19 protein-coding genes are annotated in these 19188 nt (G+C 65.0%); 14 read left to right on the top strand and 5 right to left on the bottom strand.

Annotated features, from left to right (window positions below; all coding sequences use genetic code 11):
* Window positions 1-74 precede the first annotated feature (74 nt).
* Entirely contained in the window at window positions 75-959 is an 885-nt protein-coding gene (miaA, locus tag F8R15_RS08775) for a tRNA (adenosine(37)-N6)-dimethylallyltransferase MiaA (protein WP_253732498.1), read from the bottom strand.
* Window positions 960-1077: 118 nt separating this feature from the next.
* On the opposite strand from miaA, the gene pyrH reads away from it, so the two are divergent.
* From pyrH to F8R15_RS08710, 14 genes are all read left to right on the top strand, one after another.
* Window positions 1078-1809 carry a UMP kinase gene (pyrH, locus tag F8R15_RS08770; protein WP_078550242.1) on the top strand — a complete coding sequence of 244 codons (732 nt, stop codon included), beginning with the start codon at window positions 1078-1080 and terminating at the stop codon, window positions 1807-1809.
* A gap of 89 nt (window positions 1810-1898) precedes the next feature.
* Window positions 1899-2462 carry a ribosome recycling factor gene (gene frr, locus F8R15_RS08765; protein WP_078550245.1) on the top strand — a complete coding sequence of 188 codons (564 nt, stop codon included), beginning with the start codon at window positions 1899-1901 and terminating at the stop codon, window positions 2460-2462.
* A 51-nt stretch (window positions 2463-2513) separates the two neighbouring features.
* Complete coding sequence (gene uppS / locus F8R15_RS08760) at window positions 2514-3272, top strand: polyprenyl diphosphate synthase (protein ID WP_152844318.1); 759 nt, start codon at window positions 2514-2516, stop codon at window positions 3270-3272.
* A complete protein-coding gene (locus tag F8R15_RS08755) occupies window positions 3269-4066 on the top strand; it encodes a phosphatidate cytidylyltransferase (protein WP_279627338.1) in 798 nt (265 codons plus the stop codon). The genes uppS and F8R15_RS08755 overlap by 4 nt, the downstream gene beginning before the upstream one ends.
* 3 nt (window positions 4067-4069) lie before the next feature.
* A complete protein-coding gene (gene dxr, locus F8R15_RS08750) occupies window positions 4070-5248 on the top strand; it encodes a 1-deoxy-D-xylulose-5-phosphate reductoisomerase (RefSeq protein ID WP_172976194.1) in 1179 nt (392 codons plus the stop codon).
* Between the two features lie 3 nt (window positions 5249-5251).
* Window positions 5252-6592, top strand: coding sequence for an RIP metalloprotease RseP (gene rseP / locus F8R15_RS08745; RefSeq protein WP_172976193.1), 1341 nt, complete (start codon window positions 5252-5254; stop codon window positions 6590-6592).
* 121 nt (window positions 6593-6713) lie between these two features.
* Complete coding sequence (locus F8R15_RS21440) at window positions 6714-6887, top strand: hypothetical protein (protein WP_166741394.1); 174 nt, start codon at window positions 6714-6716, stop codon at window positions 6885-6887.
* A gap of 289 nt (window positions 6888-7176) precedes the next feature.
* A complete protein-coding gene (gene bamA / locus F8R15_RS08740; protein WP_146673605.1) occupies window positions 7177-9429 on the top strand; it encodes an outer membrane protein assembly factor BamA in 2253 nt (750 codons plus the stop codon).
* Between the two features lie 9 nt (window positions 9430-9438).
* Complete coding sequence (locus tag F8R15_RS08735) at window positions 9439-10326, top strand: OmpH family outer membrane protein (protein WP_152844317.1); 888 nt, start codon at window positions 9439-9441, stop codon at window positions 10324-10326.
* 122 nt (window positions 10327-10448) lie between these two features.
* Window positions 10449-10910 (top strand): 3-hydroxyacyl-ACP dehydratase FabZ, encoded by a 462-nt coding sequence (gene fabZ, locus F8R15_RS08730; protein WP_078520753.1) that lies wholly within the window; start codon window positions 10449-10451, stop codon window positions 10908-10910.
* A 4-nt stretch (window positions 10911-10914) separates the two neighbouring features.
* Window positions 10915-11712, top strand: coding sequence for an acyl-ACP--UDP-N-acetylglucosamine O-acyltransferase (lpxA, locus tag F8R15_RS08725; RefSeq protein WP_152844316.1), 798 nt, complete (start codon window positions 10915-10917; stop codon window positions 11710-11712).
* Entirely contained in the window at window positions 11709-12524 is an 816-nt protein-coding gene (locus tag F8R15_RS08720) for an LpxI family protein (RefSeq protein ID WP_152844315.1), read from the top strand. Before lpxA ends, F8R15_RS08720 begins: the two co-directional genes overlap by 4 nt.
* Complete coding sequence (gene lpxB, locus F8R15_RS08715) at window positions 12521-13672, top strand: lipid-A-disaccharide synthase (protein ID WP_152844314.1); 1152 nt, start codon at window positions 12521-12523, stop codon at window positions 13670-13672. The genes F8R15_RS08720 and lpxB overlap by 4 nt, the downstream gene beginning before the upstream one ends.
* Window positions 13672-13935, top strand: coding sequence for a hypothetical protein (locus F8R15_RS08710; RefSeq protein ID WP_152844313.1), 264 nt, complete (start codon window positions 13672-13674; stop codon window positions 13933-13935). The genes lpxB and F8R15_RS08710 overlap by 1 nt, the downstream gene beginning before the upstream one ends.
* A gap of 21 nt (window positions 13936-13956) precedes the next feature.
* On the opposite strand, the gene F8R15_RS08705 is transcribed toward F8R15_RS08710, so the two are convergent.
* The 4 genes from F8R15_RS08705 to F8R15_RS08690 all read right to left on the bottom strand — a co-directional run bounded on the left by F8R15_RS08705 (window position 13957) and on the right by F8R15_RS08690 (window position 18976).
* Window positions 13957-15327, bottom strand: a complete 1371-nt coding sequence (locus F8R15_RS08705) for an aspartate aminotransferase family protein (RefSeq protein WP_152844312.1) — start codon at window positions 15325-15327, stop codon at window positions 13957-13959.
* Between the two features lie 46 nt (window positions 15328-15373).
* Window positions 15374-16849: an NAD-dependent succinate-semialdehyde dehydrogenase gene (locus tag F8R15_RS08700; protein WP_152844311.1), complete on the bottom strand. Its 1476-nt coding sequence runs from the start codon at window positions 16847-16849 to the stop codon at window positions 15374-15376.
* 102 nt (window positions 16850-16951) lie between these two features.
* Complete coding sequence (locus F8R15_RS08695) at window positions 16952-17434, bottom strand: Lrp/AsnC family transcriptional regulator (protein ID WP_075775114.1); 483 nt, start codon at window positions 17432-17434, stop codon at window positions 16952-16954.
* A 69-nt stretch (window positions 17435-17503) separates the two neighbouring features.
* On the bottom strand, window positions 17504-18976 hold the full coding sequence (locus tag F8R15_RS08690) for an MFS transporter (RefSeq protein WP_172976192.1): 1473 nt from the start codon (window positions 18974-18976) through the stop codon (window positions 17504-17506).
* Window positions 18977-19188 lie beyond the last annotated feature (212 nt).

Genomic DNA, 19188 nt, shown 5'->3' with positions numbered 1-19188 from the left:
TAGCCCGCAACTCTCGCGTGAACCAAGGAATTTTCCACAGAATCCCGGGCACCCAGTTGCCGCAGGGTCACAGTCTACGTGATCTTGTGCCACGCCTTCATGCGGCCACGAAACCAAGTGCGCTGGCGCTTGGCATATTGGCGACTTGCCGCCTGTGCGCGCTCTCGCGCCTCGCTCAGATCGAGCTCGCCATGCAGATGCGCGATCAGTTCCGGCGCCCCGATCGCCTTCGCCCAGAGCGCGTTCGGATCCCAGATCGGCTCCACCGCGCGGACCTCGTCGAGCGCGCCCTGTTCGAGCATCAGGTCGAAACGGCGGTCGATGCGCTCGGCCAGCCAGTCGCGATCCGGATCGAGGTGAAGCGGCGCCACGGTGTCGAGCGGCAGAAGCGGCGGCGGGGTGCGGGCCTGCCACGCGGCGAGCCCCTCACCGGTGGCGCGCAGCACCTCCCACGCGCGCTGCACCCGCATCGGGTTCTGCGCGTCGATCTTCGCGCGGGTCGCATCGTCCAGCTCGTCCAGCATCCCGGCATGGCCTTCCGAGAGGCGTCGCTGATCGGCCTCGGCGCGGATTTCCGGAGGAGTTTCAGGGATTTCCGCCAGTCCTTGCGTCAGGGCGGTGAAATAGAGCCCGGTGCCGCCCACGATGATCGGGCGCGGCCCACCTGCGTGGAAGGCCACCAGATACGGGGTGACGTCGCGCAGCCAGTGGCCGACGGAATAGTCGGCGCCGGGATCGAGATGACCGTAGAGCGCATGCGGCGCGCGAGCCTCTTCCTCGGGCGACGGACGCGCGCTCAGCACCCGCCAGCACGACCAGACCTGCAGCGCGTCGGCATTGATCACCACGCCGCCCTCGGCCTCGGCGATCGACAGCGCCAGCGCAGATTTTCCGCTCGCCGTCGCTCCCGCGATCAGCACGGGCGTTCGCGGCGATATGTCGGGCAGGGCAGTCGGCATCGGCGGCTCTTGCAGGCTTTCTGGCGGGCTCGGGGCTCTACGCTTTCGCAAGAGGTTGAACCCCGGCTCTATTTGGATCATTTTGCGCGCCAATGACAACAGCCCATCGGAGGATCAGATGAGCACCGAGACGCATCCCGCGGCCAAATACAATCGCGTGCTACTGAAGATCTCGGGTGAGGCGCTGATGGGCGATCAGGGCTACGGCCTGCATCCGCCGACCGTCTCGCGTATAGCGCATGAGGTGAAATCGGTGCGCGATCTGGGCGTCGAGATCTGCATGGTGATCGGCGGCGGCAACATCTTCCGTGGGCTTGCGGGCTCGGCTCAGGGGATGGAGCGCACGACGGCCGATTACATGGGGATGCTCGCGACGGTGATGAACGCGCTGGCGATGCAATCCGCGCTGGAAGGCCTCGGTGTCTTCACCCGCGTGATCTCGGCGATTCCGATGGATCAGGTCTGCGAGCCCTATATCCGCCGCCGCGCGGTGCGCCACCTCGAGAAGAAGCGGGTCTGCATCTTCGCCGCCGGTACCGGCAACCCCTATTTCACGACCGACACCGCCGCCACGCTGCGCGCCAACGAGATGTCCTGCGAGGCGATCTTCAAGGGCACCAAGGTCGACGGGGTCTATGACAAGGACCCGGTGAAATTCGACGACGCCAAGCGCTACGACACCGTCAGCTATGACGAGGTTCTGCAGAAGAACCTCGGCGTGATGGATGCCTCGGCGATCGCGCTCGCACGCGACAACAACAAGCCGATCATCGTCTTCTCGCTTGACGAGCCGGGTGGCTTCCGCGGCATTCTGGCAGGCGAAGGCACCTACACCAAAGTGCAGGGCTGAGCGCCGCGCGACGGTCACAAATGCTAGTTTTCGCCTGCGAGCTGCGCTAAAGCTCGGCCCGAGGCTCAACAAGAACGGGGAAATACCCAATGTCCGACGATATCGAGATCGACACCGATGACCTTGCCCGCCGCATGGATGGCGCAATGAGCTCGCTCAAGCATGAATTCGCGTCGCTGCGCACGGGCCGCGCCTCGGCCTCGATGGTGGAGCCGGTTCAGGTCGAAGCCTATGGCCAGATGACCCCGATCAATCAGGTCGGTACCGTGAACGTGCCCGAGCCGCGGATGGTCACGATCAACGTCTGGGACAAGTCGATGGTCGGCAAGGTCGAGAAAGCGATCCGCGAATCCGGTCTGGGCATCAATCCGCAGACCAACGGCACGATCATCATGCTGCCGATCCCGGAGCTGAACGAAGAGCGCCGCCGCGAGCTGACCAAGGTCGCCGCTCAATATGCCGAGCACGCCCGCGTCGCGATCCGCAACGTGCGCCGCGACGGCATGGACCAGATCAAGAAGGCCAAGGCCGACGGCATGTCCGAAGACGACGTGAAGATCTGGGAGAGCGAGGTTCAGGACATGACCGACGCGCATATCGCCAAGGTCGACAAGGCGCTCGAAGACAAGCAAGCCGAGATCATGCAGGTCTGAGGCTTTTGCCTCAGCCCCCCTGCGTCTTGAGCGAAAAGGATCACATTGCCGATGGCCCCTAGCATTCCCGACATCGCCCAGACCCCGCAGGGGCATGAGGGGGGCGCCCCGGCGCCGCTGCATGTCGCGATCATCATGGATGGCAACGGGCGGTGGGCCACCCAGCGGGGCTGGCCGCGTCTGGCCGGTCACCGCAAGGGGGCCGAGCAGATCAAGAAGGTCGTGCAGGCCGCGCCCGATCTGGGCATCCGCTACATGACGATCTACGCCTTCTCGACGGAGAACTGGAAGCGCTCGACGCAGGAAGTTCTCGGGTTGATGAAGATGTTCCGGCTGATGATCAAACGCGAGGCGGCGGAGCTGTCGCGTCAGGGCGTCGAGCTGCGTTTCATCGGCGATCGCACGCCGCTCGACCCGCTGCTGCGCGAGACGATGGATGCGATCGAGACGCGCACCAAGGGCAACTCCAAGCTGACGCTGGCGGTTGCGATCAATTACGGCGGGCGCGACGAGCTGAAACGCGCAGCCCAGTCGATTGCGCGCGACGTGGCCGCGGGCAAGTTCGCGGCCGACGAGGTTGACGAAGCGATGATCTCGTCGCGGCTCGACAGCGCGGGCATGCCCGATCCCGATCTGGTGATCCGCAGCTCGGGCGAGACGCGGACCTCGAATTTCCTGCCCTGGCAGGCGGCCTATTCGGAATATGAATTCACGCCGACGCTCTGGCCCGATTTCACGCCGGACGAGCTGTCCGACATTCTCGATCGGTTTGCCGGGCGCGAGCGGCGCTTCGGCGGGGTTGCCTCGTGACGGAGACGCCGCGGACCGGCAAATGGGGCGATCTCGTCCCGCGGCTTGCCTCCGGGCTTGCGATGGTCGCGATCGGGCTCGCCGCGATCTGGTGGGGCGGACCCGTCTTCGCGGCGCTCTCGGTGCTCGTGACGGGTCTGATGATCTGGGAACTCACCGCGATGCTGCGCCCCGAACGCCCCGGCAAGGCGGTCGGTCTGGGGCTGGTGGCGGCGGCTGCGCTGACGTTCGTCTTGGCGATCCATGAGCCTTACGGCCTCCTTTACCTGCTGATCGTGCCGATCATGGCGGCGGTGATCTGCACCGGGCGGCGCTGGCTCGGTGCGGGCTATGCGCTCGCGATCATGCTGACGGGCTATGGGCTTGTCGCGTTGCGCGAAGGGGCAGGGCTCGGCGCGATCACATGGATCGTCGCGGTGGTCGTTGTCTCTGATATCATGGGATATTTCGTGGGCCGCACGGTGGGCGGGCCGAAATTCTGGCCCAAGGTCAGCCCGAAGAAAACCTGGTCGGGCACGGTCGGCGGCTGGGTCGGCGCGGCGCTCGTGGGCTTTCTCTTCGCCCAGATGGGCGGCGGGCTCGCGATGATCTGGATCTCGCCGCTTCTGGCCTTTGCAGGCCAGCTGGGCGACATCGCCGAAAGCGCGATTAAGCGCGCGACCGGCGTGAAGGACAGCTCCTCGCTGATCCCGGGCCATGGCGGCGTGCTGGACCGCTTCGACGCGCTGACCGGCGCGGTCGTGTTCCTGATGCTGATCTCGCAGGTGATGACCCTGCCGCTGACGGAAGGCTGAACGATGCGGAAGGTTTCGGTCTTCGGGGCGACCGGCTCGATCGGCGAAAGCTGCTTTGATCTGCTGATGGCACAGGGCGGGGCGGAGGCCTACGACGTGGTCGCCCTGAGCGCGGGCCGCAATGTCGCGCGACTGGCCGAGCAGGCCGTGGCGCTGAAGGCCGATCTGGCCGTGACGGCCTTCGACGAGTGTCTGCCCGCGCTGCGCGAGGCGCTGGCCGGGACCGGGATCGAGGTGGCCGCCGGGTCGCAGGCGCTGATCGAGGCAGCCTATCGTCCGGCCGATTGGGTTCTCTCGGGTATCGTCGGCGCGGCGGGGCTCGCCCCCGGTTTCGCGGCACTCTCGCAAGGCGCGACGCTGGCGCTGGCCAACAAGGAATCGCTGGTGACCGCGGGCCCCTTGCTGATGGCCGAGGCGCGCGCACATGGCGCGACGATCCTGCCAGTCGACAGCGAGCATTCGGCGATTTTCCAGGGCCTCGTGGGCGAGGATATCGCCGCGGTCGAGCGGGTGATCATCACCGCCTCGGGCGGCGCGTTCCGCGACTGGCCGATGGAAAAGCTCGCCCATGCCACGGTGGCCGAAGCCTCGGCACACCCGAACTGGGACATGGGCCAGCGGATCACGATCGACTCCGCGTCGATGTTTAACAAAGCTCTGGAAGTCATTGAGGCGAAAGAGTTCTTCGGCTTTGCGCCGGAGCAGATCGAAGTCCTCGTCCATCCCCAGAGCATCGTCCATTCGCTGGTCGGGTTCCACGATGGCGGGCTGATGGCGCATATGGGCGTGCCCGACATGCGGCACGCGATCGGCTATGCGCTCAACTGGCCCGCGCGCAAACCGCTTCCGGTCGAGAAGCTCGATCTGGCGAAGATCGGACAGCTTGATTTCCGCACCCCGGATCTGGAGCGGTTCCCCGCGCTGCGGCTGGCGCGCGAGGTTATGGAAACCGGCGGTCTGGCGGGCACCGTGTTCAACGCCGCCAAGGAAGTCGCGCTCGATCTGTTCATCGCGGGCCGAATCGGATTTCTCGACATGGCCACGCTGGTCGAGAAGGTTTTGGGCGAGATGTCGCGGGACCAGGGTCTTGGAATCGCCGCAAAAGACCTCGATATGGTTCTGAGCTGCGACGCCGAAGCGCGGGCGCGCGCGATGGCGATTTGTGAACACGGAAGGATCTGAGTTTTGGACCTGCTGCCCCAATTCGGCAATCTGCTCTATACCGTGGTGGCCTTCGTCGTCGCGCTCTCGATCATCGTCGCGGTGCATGAATACGGCCATTACATCATCGGGCGGATTTCCGGGATCAAGGCGGAGGTCTTCTCGCTCGGCTTCGGGCCGAAGCTGATCAGCCGCGTCGACAAGCATGGCACGCGCTGGCAGATCGCCGCCGTGCCGCTTGGCGGCTACGTCAAGTTTCTGGGCGATGCGAATGCGGCCTCTTCCGGGGTCGATTCCGAGGAAATGGCCCATCTGAGCCCCGAGGAGCGCCGCCACACGATGCATGGCGCGCCGCTTTGGGCACGGGCCGCGACCGTGGCGGCCGGGCCGGTCTTCAACTTCATCCTGTCGATCTGCGTGATCGCGGGGCTGAGCCTCTGGACGGGGCAGGCCACCGAGACGCCCGCGATCCAGACCGTCGTGGCGCTGCCCGGCGGGCCGGGCGATCTGCAGCAGGGCGATGTGATCGATGCGGTGGCGGGCAAGCCTACGCCGGATTATCAGGCGCTTTCCGATGTGGTCGACCATCTCCCCGCAGGGCCGACGCTAGATTACACCGTGACCCGCGACGGCAGCAAAACCGACGCGTCGGGGCCGCAGCTTTTCCCGGCGCGGTTTGCAGGCGTTCAGCCCGGCTCTGCTGCCTATGATGCCGGGCTGCGCGCGGGCGACGTGATCACCGCGATCGACGGCAAGCCGGTCTATCGTTTCGTCGATCTGCAGGACGCGGTGAAGGCGGGTGAGGGCAAGGCGGTCTCGCTCGATATCTGGCGGCCTGCGGGCGATGACGGTGAGACCTTCTCCGTGACGCTGGCGCCGCGCCGCACCGATCTGCCGGTGGGCGACGGGCAGTTCGAGACGCGCTTCCTGATCGGCGCGACAGGCTCGTTCATGTTCGAGCCGGTGACCCAATCGGTCGGTCCGGTCGATGCACTCGTCGGCGGCGCGCGGCAGACCTGGGGCATCATCACGCAATCGGTCTCGGGCATTCAGGCGATGATCGCGCAGCGGATTTCCAGCTGTAACCTGACCGGCGCGCTGCGCATTGCCGAGACCTCGGCGGCGGCGGCGAAATCGGGCGTGCTCGATTTCATCTGGTTCATCGCGGTTCTCTCGACGGCGGTGGGCTTCCTGAACCTCTTCCCGATCCCGGTGCTCGATGGCGGGCATCTGATGTTCCACCTCTACGAGGCGATCACGGGCAAGCCGCCCTCCGATCAGCTGATGAACGTCTTCATGTCGATCGGCTTGGCGCTGGTGCTGACGCTGATGGTCTTCGGCCTCTGGAACGATCTGACCTGCTGAGCGGGGGCCTGACGGGCGCCTGACAGTTGTGGCTGCCGCGGTTTCGCCACAATTGCCTCGCAATGCGGTCATGAAGACAGGGTAGGAACTCTTAGCGCAAATCGCGCGAAGGAGGCCACTCATGTCCGAGATCATCGCGCATCACTATCGCGAACTTCGCCCGTTGGTGGAAATCGTCGGGGATCGGCTGCTGTTCATCGCGGCGGTTCTGGTCGCGCTGTTCGGCGCGGCGCTGATCGGTATTCAATTGATCGACATTCTCGGCGGCGACGCTTCCAGCTTCCAGCGCATCTGAGCCGGACCGAAAAGGGCACGAAACGCCCGCAAAACCCGTTCATCATCGATCCCGGGGCCGCCTTTGCGGCCCTTTCTTTCGTGGCAAGATGATCGCGCTCCACAAAATCTCGGGTCTGAGCCCCCATCCCAGCTTTGACATCGCTTACGCCCTTCGGTACGACCCTTATCAAAGGGAAAAAGTGAACTTCCGGCGGGAGAGGGCGATGTCTATGAGCGTGCAAACTATGCTGAGACTCTGTGCGACGCGAAAGGCACTGCGGGCCAGCGTAGTATTTCCAGCAGTTGCAATGAGTTGCCTTGCGGTTCCCGTGATCGCTCAGGCGCAGCAATACAGTTTCTCCCAGGTGGTGATCACCGGTAACGAGCGCGTCGACGCGGCGACGATTCTGTCCTTCGCCAGAATCGCCCGTAATCAGCCCGTCACCGCCGCCGATCTCAACGCCGCGTACCAGCGTCTGACGAATTCCGGCCTGTTCGAGAACGTTGCAATCACGCCGCAGGGCAACACGCTCAAGATCGCCGTGACCGAATATCCGACGATCAGCGTGATCAATTTCGAAGGCAACAAGATCATCAAGGACGAGCAGCTCGCCACGATCATTCAGGCGAAGCCGAACCGCGTCTATAACCCCGCCCAGATCGAAGCCGACGCCCAGCGTCTGGCGCGCGCCTATTCCGAGGATGGCCGCATGGCCGCCCGTGTGGTGCCGAAGGTCATTCGCCGCGACAATAACCGCGTCGACGTCGCCTTCGAGATCAAGGAAGGCAAGGTCACCTCGATCGAGCGCGTGACCTTCACGGGCAACCGCTCCTACTCGGATCGTCGTCTGCGTCAGGTGCTCGAGACGAAGCAGGCGGGGATCTTCCGTACCTTCGTGAAGAACGACACGTTCAACGCGAACCGGATCCCGGTCGACCGTCAGAAGCTGATCGATTTCTACCAGGCGCGTGGCTACAAGAACGTGCAGGTCACCGGCGTGTCCTCGCAGATGTCGCGCCAGCGCGATGCGTTCTTCATGACCTTCAACATCATCGAAGGGCAGAAATACCACTTCAATTCGATCAACACGACTTCCGAGATCGACGGCGTCGCGCCTGACGATTTCGCGCCGCTCACCAAGATCCGCCAGGGTCAGACCTTCTCGCCGAAAGCGATCGAACTGGCCGTGACCCGGATGGAGCAGCTCGCGATCAAGAAGGGCATTCAATTCGCCCGCGTCGAGCCGCGCATCACCCAAGACCCGCGCACGCAGTCGGTCAATGTCGATTTCGTGCTGGTCCGTGGCCCGCGCGTCTTCGTTCAGCGCATCGACATCGAGGGTAACACCGCGACGCTCGACCGGGTGGTCCGGCGCGAGTTCCGGACGGTTGAAGGCGACCCCTACAACCCGCGCGAGATCTCGAACGCCGCCGACCGCATCCGCGGCACCGGCTACTTCAAGTCGGTCGACGTGAACACGAAACCGGGCTCGAGCTCCGATCAGGTCGTCGTCGACGTGAACGTCGAAGAGCAGCCCACCGGCTCGCTCGGCTTCGGCGCCTCCTATTCGAATTCGGACGGGATCGGCTTCAATGCCTCGCTGGAAGAGAAGAACTTCCTCGGTCGCGGGCAGTATCTCGGCGTGTCGATCGGCACGACCAAGGACAATAACAGCTCCAGCTTCCGGTTCATCGAGCCGGCGTTCCTCGGACGTGACGTGGCGCTGAAGTTCTCGGCCGCCTATGCGACCTCGAGCTCGGCGTCGAACACCGCTTACGACACGCGTCGCATCAGCGTCGAGCCGGCACTGGAATTCCCGGTCTCCGAGCGCGGCCGTCTGCAGGTGAGCTACAAGATCGGCGAAGACACTCTGAACAACGTGCCGAGCGACTCCTCGGACATCCTGCTGAACGAAGAAGCCGACAAGGGCACGCAGCGTTACAGCGGCCCGGGTCTGCGCTACAGCTATGATACCGCGCGCGAACAGATCGACCCGCGCTTCACCTGGCGGTTCAACGTCGATCAGCAGTTCTGGGGCGTCGGCGGTGACGTGAAAGGCGGCCAGACCACTGCGAAGATCGTCGGCGAGCGCAAGATCTTCAACGAGGAAGCGACGTTGCGCGCCTCGCTCGAAGGGGGCGCGGTCGATGCCACGGATGGTTCGACGATCTTGCAACGCTTCTCGGGCAGCCAGATCCGCGGCTTCGAGAGCTACGGCATCGGTCCGCGTGACCTCAATGCGGGCAATACCGACGCGCTCGGCGGCAACTACTACTGGGTCGGCAAGGTCGAAGCGGAATTCCCGATCGGTCTGCCCGAGGAATACGGCATCACCGGCGGCGTGTTCTGGGACGTGGGCTCGGTCTGGGGTCTGGACGACACGACTGGGACCGGCGGCAACGAAGTCGACGACTCGATGCATGTCCGCTCGGCGGTCGGTGTCTCGATCTTCTGGAAATCCGCGATCGGTCCGCTGCGTCTGAACTTCTCGCGGGCGATCAAGAAAGAAAGCTACGACAAGACCCAGAACTTCGATCTGTCGCTTTCCACGCAGTTCTAAGGGCGCGCGATGCGTCTGAGCAGCGTCACCGCTTCCTTCATTGCAGCCGCGCTGGCCTTCGGGCCCGGCGCGGCTGTCGCGCAATCGGCGGTGCAGACGCCCCACACGCAGGCGCCCGCAGCCGGGCCGCGCGTCCAGCAGAGCGCGGTCCTCACCCTCGATTGGGAGCGGCTTTACGACAACTCGCTGTGGGGCAAGCGGGTGCAATCCGAGATCGAGACCGCTTCGAGCGCGCTGCGCAAGGAAAACGACCGGATCGCCAGTCAGCTCGAGGCGGAAGAGCGCAAGCTCACCGAGGAGCGGCTGACGATGCCGTCGGATCAGTTCCAGCAAGCCGCCGATGCCTTCGACACGCGGGCGACCGATATCCGCAAGGCCCAGAAGGCCAAGGCCGATGCGATCCAGCGCCAGTTGAATCAGGAGCACCAGACCTTCGTGCAGACCGTGGTGCCGCTACTCGACGAGGTGCTCAAGGCGCGCGGCGCAGTCGTGGTGCTCGATTCCCGCGCGATCATTCGCGGGCTCGCGCAGGCCGATGTAACGGCTGAACTGGGCGCGCGAGTCGACAAGGAAATCGGGGACGGGGCCGGGCGCGTGACGCCCTTGGTTCCGCCGACGTCGAACGGGAACTCGGCGGATGCGGCTCAAGGTGCGCCCGAGAAGCCGGACCAGCCTGCTTCGGACCAGCCCGCATCGGGCCAAGCCTCAAACGGCGCAGCCCCGGATCAAAGCGGCGAGGCAGGCGTTTTCGTGGACACGACCCCGAATACCGCACCCAAGGGCGACGGCAATTCGACGCTCGACGGGGCGACCCGCGACGCGCCCGGTCTGCCGCTTGGCCTGCCGGTCGTGAATGGCACTCAGGGCACGCAAAGCGACGCCACGACGGCGCAATAGCAGGCGCGCGCTGCTTGCCAAGCGGGGCCGCGATTGCTAGCAACAATCCAAAAGCGACGATCGCGTGATGCGGCAAACTGATACCGCCGCAGGCGCAGTGCGCCCAAGAACGAGGACAGCTCATGACCGAACCCGCCCCCTATACCGAAGCCGATCTGTCGCTCATCAAGCGCATCATTCCGCATCGTTATCCGTTCCTGCTGATCGACAAGGTGCGCGACATCGTCCCGAACAAGGGCGCTGTCGGCATCAAGAACGTCACCGCGAACGAGCCGCATTTCCAGGGCCATTTCCCGGAAGAGCCGATCATGCCCGGCGTCACCATCGTCGAGGCGATGGCGCAGACCTCTGCCGTCGTGGTGGGGATCTCGCTCGACGTGATCGACAAGCCGCTGCTGACCTATTTCATGGGCATCGACAAGTGCAAGTTCCGCCGCAAAGTTGTGCCGGGCGACGTGCTCGAACTGCATGTCACCGTGAAGCGCGGCGGCGGCAAGATCTGGAAATTCGAAGGTCGGGGCACGGTGAATGGTGAACTGGCGGCCGAAGCCGAGTTCACCGCCATGATGGACCTTCAGGGCTGAATGCATGAGCATTGACCCAAGCGCGCAGATTCACGCGTCCGCGGTGATCGAAGCCGGCGCGGTGATCGGTCCGGACTGTCGGATCGGCCCGTTCTGCGTGGTCGGCCCCGAGGTCGTGCTGGGCCGGGACGTGTCGCTGCAAAGCCATGTCGTGCTGCAGGGCGCGACCGAGATCGGCGAGGAGACGCAGATCTTTCCCTTCGCCTCACTGGGTCAGATACCGCAGGATCTCAAATTCAAGGGCGAGAAGACGCGGCTCAAGATCGGCAAGCGCAACCGCATCCGCGAATATGTCACGATGAACACCGGGACGGATGGCGGCGGTGGGCTCACTCAGGTGGGTGATGACGGGCTGTTCATGTCGTCCTGCCATGTCGGGCATGACTGCAAGATTGGCGACCGCGTGATCCTTGTGAATTCCGTGGCGCTCGCGGGACATTGTCAGCTCGAGGATGACGTCATCGTCGGCGGTCTGTCGGGCGTGCACCAATTCGTCCGCATCGGGCGCGGCGCGATCATCGGCGCACTGTCGATGGTGACGGCGGATGTGATCCCGCATGCCTTGGTGGCGGGACCGCGCGCAGGGCTCGAAGGGTTGAACCTCGTGGGGCTGAAGCGCCGTGGCACGCCGCGCGAGGAAATCTCGGCGCTGCGCAAAACCGTCGAGGCGCTCGGTCAGGGCAGCTTCCGCGAAAGCGCGCGGACCCTCTCGGAAGAGGGCGTCGAAGGCGAATTGGCGCGCGAAGTGCTCGATTTCATCCTCGGCCCGTCCGAGCGCAGCTTCCTGACGCCCGGCAAATGAGCGGGGGCAAGCATACCGCGCTGATCGCCGGAGCTGGCCGTTTGCCCGCGATTCTGACCGAGGCCGCGCCGGATATTCTGGTTTGCGAAATGATCGGCGCGCCTTGCGATCTGGACGGCGAGCATCTGCGCTTCCGGATCGAGCGGCTGGTGCCGTTTCTCGACGAACTGGCCGATCGCGGGATCGAGCGGGTAGTGTTCGCAGGCGCGATGCAGCGTCCGGCGATCGATCCCGAGCAGTTCGATCCCCGCTCGGCGCAGCTGGTGCCGCGGCTCGCGATGGCGATGCAGGCCGGCGACGATGCGACGCTGCGCGCGGTGATCGAGGTCTTCGAGGAATTCGATCTGGAGGTCGTCGGCGCGCATGAAATCGCGCCCGCGCTGCTGCCCGAGGCGGGCGTGCTGTGCGGCAAGCCGTCGGTCGTGGACGAAGAAGACGCCGAGCGCGGGGCCGAAATCGTGGCCGCGCTTGGGGCGTCGGATATCGGTCAGGGCGCAGTGGTCGGGCGCGGGCTTTGCCTTGCGGTCGAGACCCTGCCGGGCACCGATGCGATGCTAGAATTCGTGCGTCACCACAAAGGTTTGCGCGGCGATCTTAAAGCGGTGAAAGGGGTCTTTTACAAGGCGCCGAAACCCGATCAGGACCGTCGCGCCGATCTTCCTGCGATTGGTGTCGAAACGGTCAAGAACGCCGCCGCCGCTGGCCTTTCGGGGATAGCCTTCGAGGCGGGCGGCGTGATGCTTTTGGACCGCGACGCGGTCATCGAGGCCGCCGAGGCAGCAGGCCTCTTTCTCTGGGCGCGGGAGCCATGAGGCTCTACGTCATCGCGGGCGAGGCATCGGGCGACAAGCTCGGCGGCGCCCTGATGGCGGGGATCAACGGGCTTGCGCCGGGCGTGGACTGGTCCGGTATCGGCGGCGAGGAGATGGGCGCGCAGGGGCTCACCAGTCTTTTCCCGATGGAAGAACTTTCGGTCATGGGGCTGATGGAGGTCCTGCCGAAATACCGCCATCTGAAGCGCCGCATTGCCGAGACGGCGGATCATGTGATCGAAAGCGGCGCCGAGGCGCTGATCACCATCGACAGTCCCGATTTCTGCCTCCGCGTTGCGCGGCTGGTGAAGGAAAAGCGCCCTGATCTCAAGGTGATCCACTATGTGGCGCCCTCGGTCTGGGCGTGGCGTCCGGGGCGCGCGACGAAGATGGCGCAGGTGGTCGATCACGTGCTTGCGCTGCTGCCGTTCGAGCCGCCCTATATGGAAGCTGCCGGGATGAGCTGCGATTTCGTGGGGCATCCGGTCGTGGCCGAGCCGCGCGCGACCGGGGCAGATGCGGCGGCCTTCCGCGAGACCCATATGATCGGCGAGGAACAACCGCTGGCGCTGTGTCTGCCGGGCTCGCGGCGCGGCGAGGTCAAACGGCTTGGCGCGCGCTTCGACGAAGCGCTGATGCAGCTGCGCGACCGCGAGCCGGGGCTGCGGGTGGTGCTGCCGACGGTGCGGGGTGTCGCGCCGATGGTGCGCGAGATGACCGCGCGCTGGCCGGTCGCGCCGATCGTGGTCGAGAATGCCGATGACAAACGTGCGGCCTTTGCCGCCGCCGATATCGCACTGGCGGCCTCGGGCACGGTCAGTCTGGAGCTGGCGGCGAACCGAGTGCCGATGGTGATCGCCTATGACGCGAATTTTCTGACCTGGCACGTGATTTCGCGGATGCTCAAGATCGACACGGTGACGCTAGTCAATCTGGTCTCCGATACCCGGGTGATCCCGGAATTCCTCGGGCCCGACTGCAAGCCGCGTGACATCTCGGCGAAAATGCTGGAATTGCTGGAAGAAGACGCGGCCCGCGACGAGCAGATGGCCGCGATGGAAGAGGTGATGCGCCGTTTGGGCGAGGGTGGCGAGCCGCCCGGTCTGCGCGCGGCGCGTTCGGTTCTGGAGTTTCTCGGGAGGGCGTGATGCGCGTCTTTTTGACTGTTTTTCTGACAATCTGGGCCGGGGCCGCCTTGGCCGAGACCGATCCGGCGCAGCTCTTCGCGCAATCCTGCGGGCGCTGTCATCGCGATGCGGTCAGGATGGTCGCAAAGATCGACTGGACCGCAGATACGCAAACGCCCGAGGCGCGGCGCGACTGGTTCGACGATTTCATCGCCACGCACCATTCGCCCGATCCAGACAGCCGCGCGGCGATTGCCGAATGGCTGGCAGGGCTCGCCTCGTAAGACGACCCCTGCCGAGGGGCCTTAGCCCAGAACCGATTTCACGGCATCGGCGGTGACTTCGACGATCTTGTCGGCCTCCGCCTCGGTGAGGCACAGCGGCGGGGCAAGGCCGAGGATGTCGCCCTGCGGCATCGCGCGCCCGATCACGCCACGCTCGACCATCGCGCCTGCGATCTTCGCGCCGATCTTGTCGGAAGCGTCGAAGAAGCTGCGATTGTCGCGATCGGCCATGAATTCCACCGCGCAGAGCATCCCTTCGCCGCGGATATCGCCGACATTCGCGTGCTCGCCGATGGCGGCTCGCATCTGATCATTGAGGTATTTGCCGACCGAACCCGCATTCTCGACGAGGCCCAGCTTGTCGATCAGTTCGAGGTTCGCGACACCGGCCGCGGCCCCGATCGGGTGCGCCGAATAGGTCCAGCCGTGGCCGATCGGGCCGTTCTCGTCGGTGCCTTGCTCCAGCACTTTCCACATCTTGTCGGAAACGATGGTGCCCGAGAGCGGCGCATAGGCCGAGGTCAGGCCCTTCGCGATGGTGATCAGGTCGGGCTTCATTCCGTAGTGGTCCGAGCCGAACATGCTCCCCAGACGCCCGAAGCCAGTCACGACCTCGTCGGCGATCAGCAGGATGTCGTATTTGTTCAGAACCTTCTGGATCGCTTCCCAGTAGCCAGCCGGCGGGGGCACGATGCCGCCGGTGCCCAGAACCGGCTCGCCGATGAAGGCGGCGATGGTGTCGGGGCCTTCGCGTTCGATCAGCTGCTCGAGCTCGGACGCGCAATAGGCGGTGAAGGCCTCTTCCGACATCGCCTCATCGGGGCGGCGGTAGTAATAGGGCGCCTCGGTGTGGATCACCTGGCTCAGCGGCAGGTCGAACTTCTTGTGGAACAGCTCCAGACCCGTCAGCGAGCCGGTCATCAGGCCCGAGCCGTGATAGCCGCGCCAGCGCGAGATGATCTTCTTCTTCTCGGGGCGGTTCAGGATGTTGTTGTAATACCAGACCAGCTTGATGTTGGTCTCGTTCGCATCCGAGCCCGACAGACCGAAATAGACCTTCGACATGTGATCGGGCGCACGGTCGAGGACCATATGCGCCAGCGTGATCGAGGCTTCCGTGCCGTGGCCGACATAGGCGTGGTAATAGGCCAGCTCCTTCGCCTGCTCGGCGATGGCCTCGGAGATCTCGGTGCGCCCGTAGCCCACGTTCACGCAGTAAAGGCCCGCAAAGGCGTCGAGCAGCTTGTTGCCGTCGCGATCCTCGATGAACACGCCCTTGCCGCCGGTGACGATGCGGTTGGGGGACTCGCCGCGCGCGTGCTGGGCGAGATGCGTCGAGGGGTGGAAGAAGCTTTCGCGATCCCACTTGTCGAGTTGGTCATTGGTCAGCAATTTTCTCTCCTTCTTCTTGTCTTGGGCGTCCAGGCGGGCGGGGAAATTAACCCCAATCCCGGCAGACGTATTTGATTTCCATGAACTCTTCCATTCCGCGACGCGAGCCTTCGCGGCCGAGGCCGGATTGCTTCATGCCGCCGAACGGGATCGGCGCGCCGGTGACCTTGGTGCGGTTGACCGCGACCATGCCGAATTGCAGCGCGCGGGTGGCGCGGTAGATGCGTTTCGGGTTCTGGCTGTGGACGTAAGCGACGAGGCCGTATTCGGTCGCGTTGGCCTTGGCGAAGACCTCTTCTTCCGTGTCGAAGACGGTGATCGGAGCGACGGGGCCGAAGGTCTCCTCCTGCATGATCTTGGCGTTATCAGGCACGTCGGTCAGCACGGTCGGCGCGAAGAACAGCGGGCCGCGATCGAGCCGCTTGCCGCCGCAGGCGAGTTTCGCGCCCTTTGCCAACGCATCGGCCACGTGCTCTTCCTGCTTGGCCATCGCCTTTTCGTTCATCAGCGGGCCGATATCGGGATCGTCCATGCCGATGCCCACGCTGAGCGCCTGCGTGGCCTCGGTGAAGCGGCGGCAGAACTCCTCATAGACGGGACGCTCGACATAGATCCGGTTCGCGCCGAGGCAGTCTTGGCCGGAGGTTGCGAATTTCGCCTTGATGACTTCCTCGACGGCCTGATCGAGATCGGCCCCCTTGAAGACGATCACCGGGGCATGGCCGCCCAGTTCGAGGACCAGCCGCTTCACGGTCTGAGCCGATTGGCGATAGAGCAAGCGACCCACTTCGGTGGAGCCGGTGAAGGAGAGCGCGCGCACGCGGGTGTCGTCGCACCAGGGCTCGACGATCTCGGGCGCGTGGCCGGTCAGCACGTTGAACACGCCTGCGGGCAGGCCCGCGCGCTCGGCCAGTTCCGCCAGCGCCAGCGCCGAATAGGGCGTCTCATGCGAGGGGTGCGCGACCACGGTGCAGCCAGCCGCGATGGCGGCGGCGGCCTTGCGGGTCAGCATCGCGGCGGGGAAGTTCCACGGCGTGACGAGACCCACGACGCCCACGGGTTCGAGCCACAACTCCACCTCTGCGTCGTGCAGATGCGAGGTGACGCCCTCGATATTCGGACGCTTGGCCTCTTCGGCGTAGTACTCGATGAAGCTCGCCGCATAGTCGATCTCGCCCATGGCTTCGCTCAGCGGCTTGCCCTGTTCGAGCACCATGATCCGGGCGAGATCGTCCTTCGCCTCGATGATCAGGTCGAACCAGCGGCGCAGAATGGCGGAGCGTTCCTGCGGCAGCGTCATCGACCAGTCGAGGAAGGCGGCTTGGGCGGCATCGACCGCCGCGCGCGACTGGCCGCGGTTGAGCGCGGTGATATCGCCCAGACGTTCGGCATTGGCGGGGTTGGTGACGGGGATCACCTCGCCCGTCTCGCCCGCGATCCAGCGGCCGTTCACATAGGCAAAGCTGCGCAGCAGGCGCTTGTCGGCGATATCGGGGCGGGCGGAAATGGCGGTGTCGAGCATGAGAGACCTCCTTGGTTGAGATCACTCTGCGCCCGATTTCACAGGGTAATAGTCCGAATGGACTGCGCGGGCCCCGGATTTGGGCTGAAATAGCGCCGTCCGTCAGTCCATTTGGTCTGCGAAGAGGTCGAAGGGGGGCATGGCGGCGTTCTTCACCTCTTTCGTGACGATATAGGTGAAGTAGCGCGCGATGCCGATCCGCGCGTCCAGCATCGAGTCGATGAGCCGCTGATAGGCGTCGATGTCGCGGGTCACGATCTGCATCAGATAGTCGAATCCGCCGCCCAAAGCCCAGCAGCCCACGACCTCGGGGTGCTGATCGAGCGAACGCTCGAAGGTCTGGAAACTGGCGGCGGTGTGATCGGCCAGTTCTGCGGCCACGAACAGCGTCACATGCGGCCCGAGCTTCTTGAGGTTGAAGGTCGCGCGATAGCCCGCGATCAGGCCCGCTTTCTCCAGCTTTTTCAGCCGGTCCCAGGCGGGCGTGGGCGAGAGGTTGATCTTCTCGGCCAGCGCCGCCTTGGTGATGCGGCCCTCGCGCGCCAGCACGCGCAGAATTTCGATATCGCGGGGGTCGAGCTTGATCATGGCGCCACGCTACACCGGGTTAACGCCCTGCGCATCCCCGATTTTTCGGGTCCGGTGCAGCACTGCTCATTCGGCTGGTTCACGTTGTTTGGATTGCGGCGCGCGGAAGCGCTCCTTGGCCGAACCGTATGGCTCCACCGTCCGGCGTTTGCGGCGCAGCCCGTCGGCATCGCCCCGGCGCAGGCGGAGGAAATAGAGCGCCGAGAGCGGCCCCGTCGCGCCCGCAATCGCAAAGCCCCAGAGGAAGGCGTGGATCGGGATCATCTCGGCCCCTGTCGTGGTCGCCGCCGAGCCTGCGGTCAGCTCCAGCACCACGCCCGCCAGCGCGATGCCGAGCGCGAGCGAGACCTGACGGCTCATCGCGGTGAAGGCGGTGGCGGGGCTCATCTCGCGCGTGTCGAGATCGGCAAACCCGATGGAGTTGATCGCGGTGAAGACGACCGATTGCGCCGCGCCCCCGATCAGCAGAAGCGGGATCAGTTGCCAGTCATGGATGCTCGTCACGGTGAGGAAGCCGAAGATCGTGGCGCCGCGGATCACCGCCGCCCAGATCATCACCCATTTGAAGCCGAACCGGTCGAGGATGCGCGGCACGAAGGTCCGCAGGCTGACCGCACCCACCGCGTTCAGACCCGTCAATGCGCCCGAGACCATCACCGAGGCACCAAGCCCCAGCTGAAAGAACAGCGGTAGCAGCAACGAGATCGCCCCGTTCGACAGCCGGAAAATCAGCCCGCCGGTGATCGAGACATCGAAGGTGCGGTGCCGGAACAGTCGCAGATCGAGAAGCGGCTCCTCCGTGTTGCGCGCCCGCAGCCAGTAAAGGACCAGCAGCGCCACACCCGCAACGCTTAGGCCCGCGGCGGCCTGCCATGGCAGGATATGCTCGCCCAGCGCGGAGAAGCCAGTCATCACCGCCGCCAGCCCCACGGCAGACAGCAGGAAGCCCGGGAAGTCGAACGGTTTCGGCTCGGGAGGGCCGTCGGCGGGCATGTGGCGCAGCGTCAGCCAGATCGCCAGCGCGCCGAGCGGCAAGTTCATCAGGAAGATCGAGCGCCAGCCGAGAAAGGTCGTCACCGTCGCGCCCACGAAGGGGCCCAGCGCCGGGCCGATCAGCGCGGGCAGGGTGACGTAGACCATCGCGCGGGTCATCTCCTCCTTGGAGGTGTGGCGCAGCACGATCAACCGGCCCACCGGACTCATCATCGCCGCCCCGATGCCCTGCAGCGCGCGGGCCAGCACCAGCCCCGTCAGGCTCGTCTGGATCGCACAGAGAAGCGAGGCCACGAGAAACACGCCCATCGCCGCGAGGAAAGTCCGCCGCGCCCCGATGCGATCCGCGATCCAGCCCGAGATCGGCACGAAAGCCGCGAGCGCGATCAGATAGGTCGCCATCGCCATCTTGAGCGACAGCACCGGCACCGAAAGGTCCCGCGCGATCACCGGGATCGCGGTCGCCAGAACGGTCGCGTCGATCAGCTCCATCAGGAGCGACAGCGCGACCGTCAGCGGAATGATATTGTCTCGAAGCCTGCTCAACATGACCGGGCATAGCTAGCACGCAGGCGCACGGTGTCACCCCGCGGCCGCGCGCAGGCTTGCGTGCTCTATCGCGCAGGTGAGGCGGGTAAAGAAAAGCCCCGCCCGAGAGGGGCGGGGAGTTGGGAGTGAAGGGGCCTGCTTCCGGGCAAGAGAGACAGGAGAACCCGGAAGCAGGTCGTGCCGGAAACCCAGGCAGAGGGAAGGGTGGA

It is taken from the genome of Thioclava sp. JE_KL1, from assembly GCF_009296265.1.
Lineage (GTDB): Bacteria > Pseudomonadota > Alphaproteobacteria > Rhodobacterales > Rhodobacteraceae > Thioclava.
The sequence above is the reverse complement of the archived record's forward strand: the minus strand, read 5'-3'. Positions and strand labels throughout refer to the sequence as shown.

What these genes read in the sequence shown, in the direction of transcription:
- F8R15_RS08735 (WP_152844317.1), top strand. Translation starts at nt 9,439, where the DNA reads ATGCGTCTGAGCAGCGTCACCGCTTCCTTCATTGCAGCCGCGCTGGCC.
- dxr (WP_172976194.1), top strand. Translation starts at nt 4,070, where the DNA reads ATGCGGAAGGTTTCGGTCTTCGGGGCGACCGGCTCGATCGGCGAAAGC.
- F8R15_RS08710 (WP_152844313.1), top strand. Translation starts at nt 13,672, where the DNA reads ATGCGCGTCTTTTTGACTGTTTTTCTGACAATCTGGGCCGGGGCCGCC.
- bamA (WP_146673605.1), top strand. Translation starts at nt 7,177, where the DNA reads ATGAGTTGCCTTGCGGTTCCCGTGATCGCTCAGGCGCAGCAATACAGT.
- miaA (WP_253732498.1), bottom strand. Translation starts at nt 959, where the DNA reads ATGCCGACTGCCCTGCCCGACATATCGCCGCGAACGCCCGTGCTGATC.
- fabZ (WP_078520753.1), top strand. Translation starts at nt 10,449, where the DNA reads ATGACCGAACCCGCCCCCTATACCGAAGCCGATCTGTCGCTCATCAAG.
- F8R15_RS08700 (WP_152844311.1), bottom strand. Translation starts at nt 16,849, where the DNA reads ATGCTCGACACCGCCATTTCCGCCCGCCCCGATATCGCCGACAAGCGC.
- lpxA (WP_152844316.1), top strand. Translation starts at nt 10,915, where the DNA reads ATGAGCATTGACCCAAGCGCGCAGATTCACGCGTCCGCGGTGATCGAA.
- pyrH (WP_078550242.1), top strand. Translation starts at nt 1,078, where the DNA reads ATGAGCACCGAGACGCATCCCGCGGCCAAATACAATCGCGTGCTACTG.
- uppS (WP_152844318.1), top strand. Translation starts at nt 2,514, where the DNA reads ATGGCCCCTAGCATTCCCGACATCGCCCAGACCCCGCAGGGGCATGAG.
- F8R15_RS08720 (WP_152844315.1), top strand. Translation starts at nt 11,709, where the DNA reads ATGAGCGGGGGCAAGCATACCGCGCTGATCGCCGGAGCTGGCCGTTTG.
- lpxB (WP_152844314.1), top strand. Translation starts at nt 12,521, where the DNA reads ATGAGGCTCTACGTCATCGCGGGCGAGGCATCGGGCGACAAGCTCGGC.
- frr (WP_078550245.1), top strand. Translation starts at nt 1,899, where the DNA reads ATGTCCGACGATATCGAGATCGACACCGATGACCTTGCCCGCCGCATG.
- F8R15_RS21440 (WP_166741394.1), top strand. Translation starts at nt 6,714, where the DNA reads ATGTCCGAGATCATCGCGCATCACTATCGCGAACTTCGCCCGTTGGTG.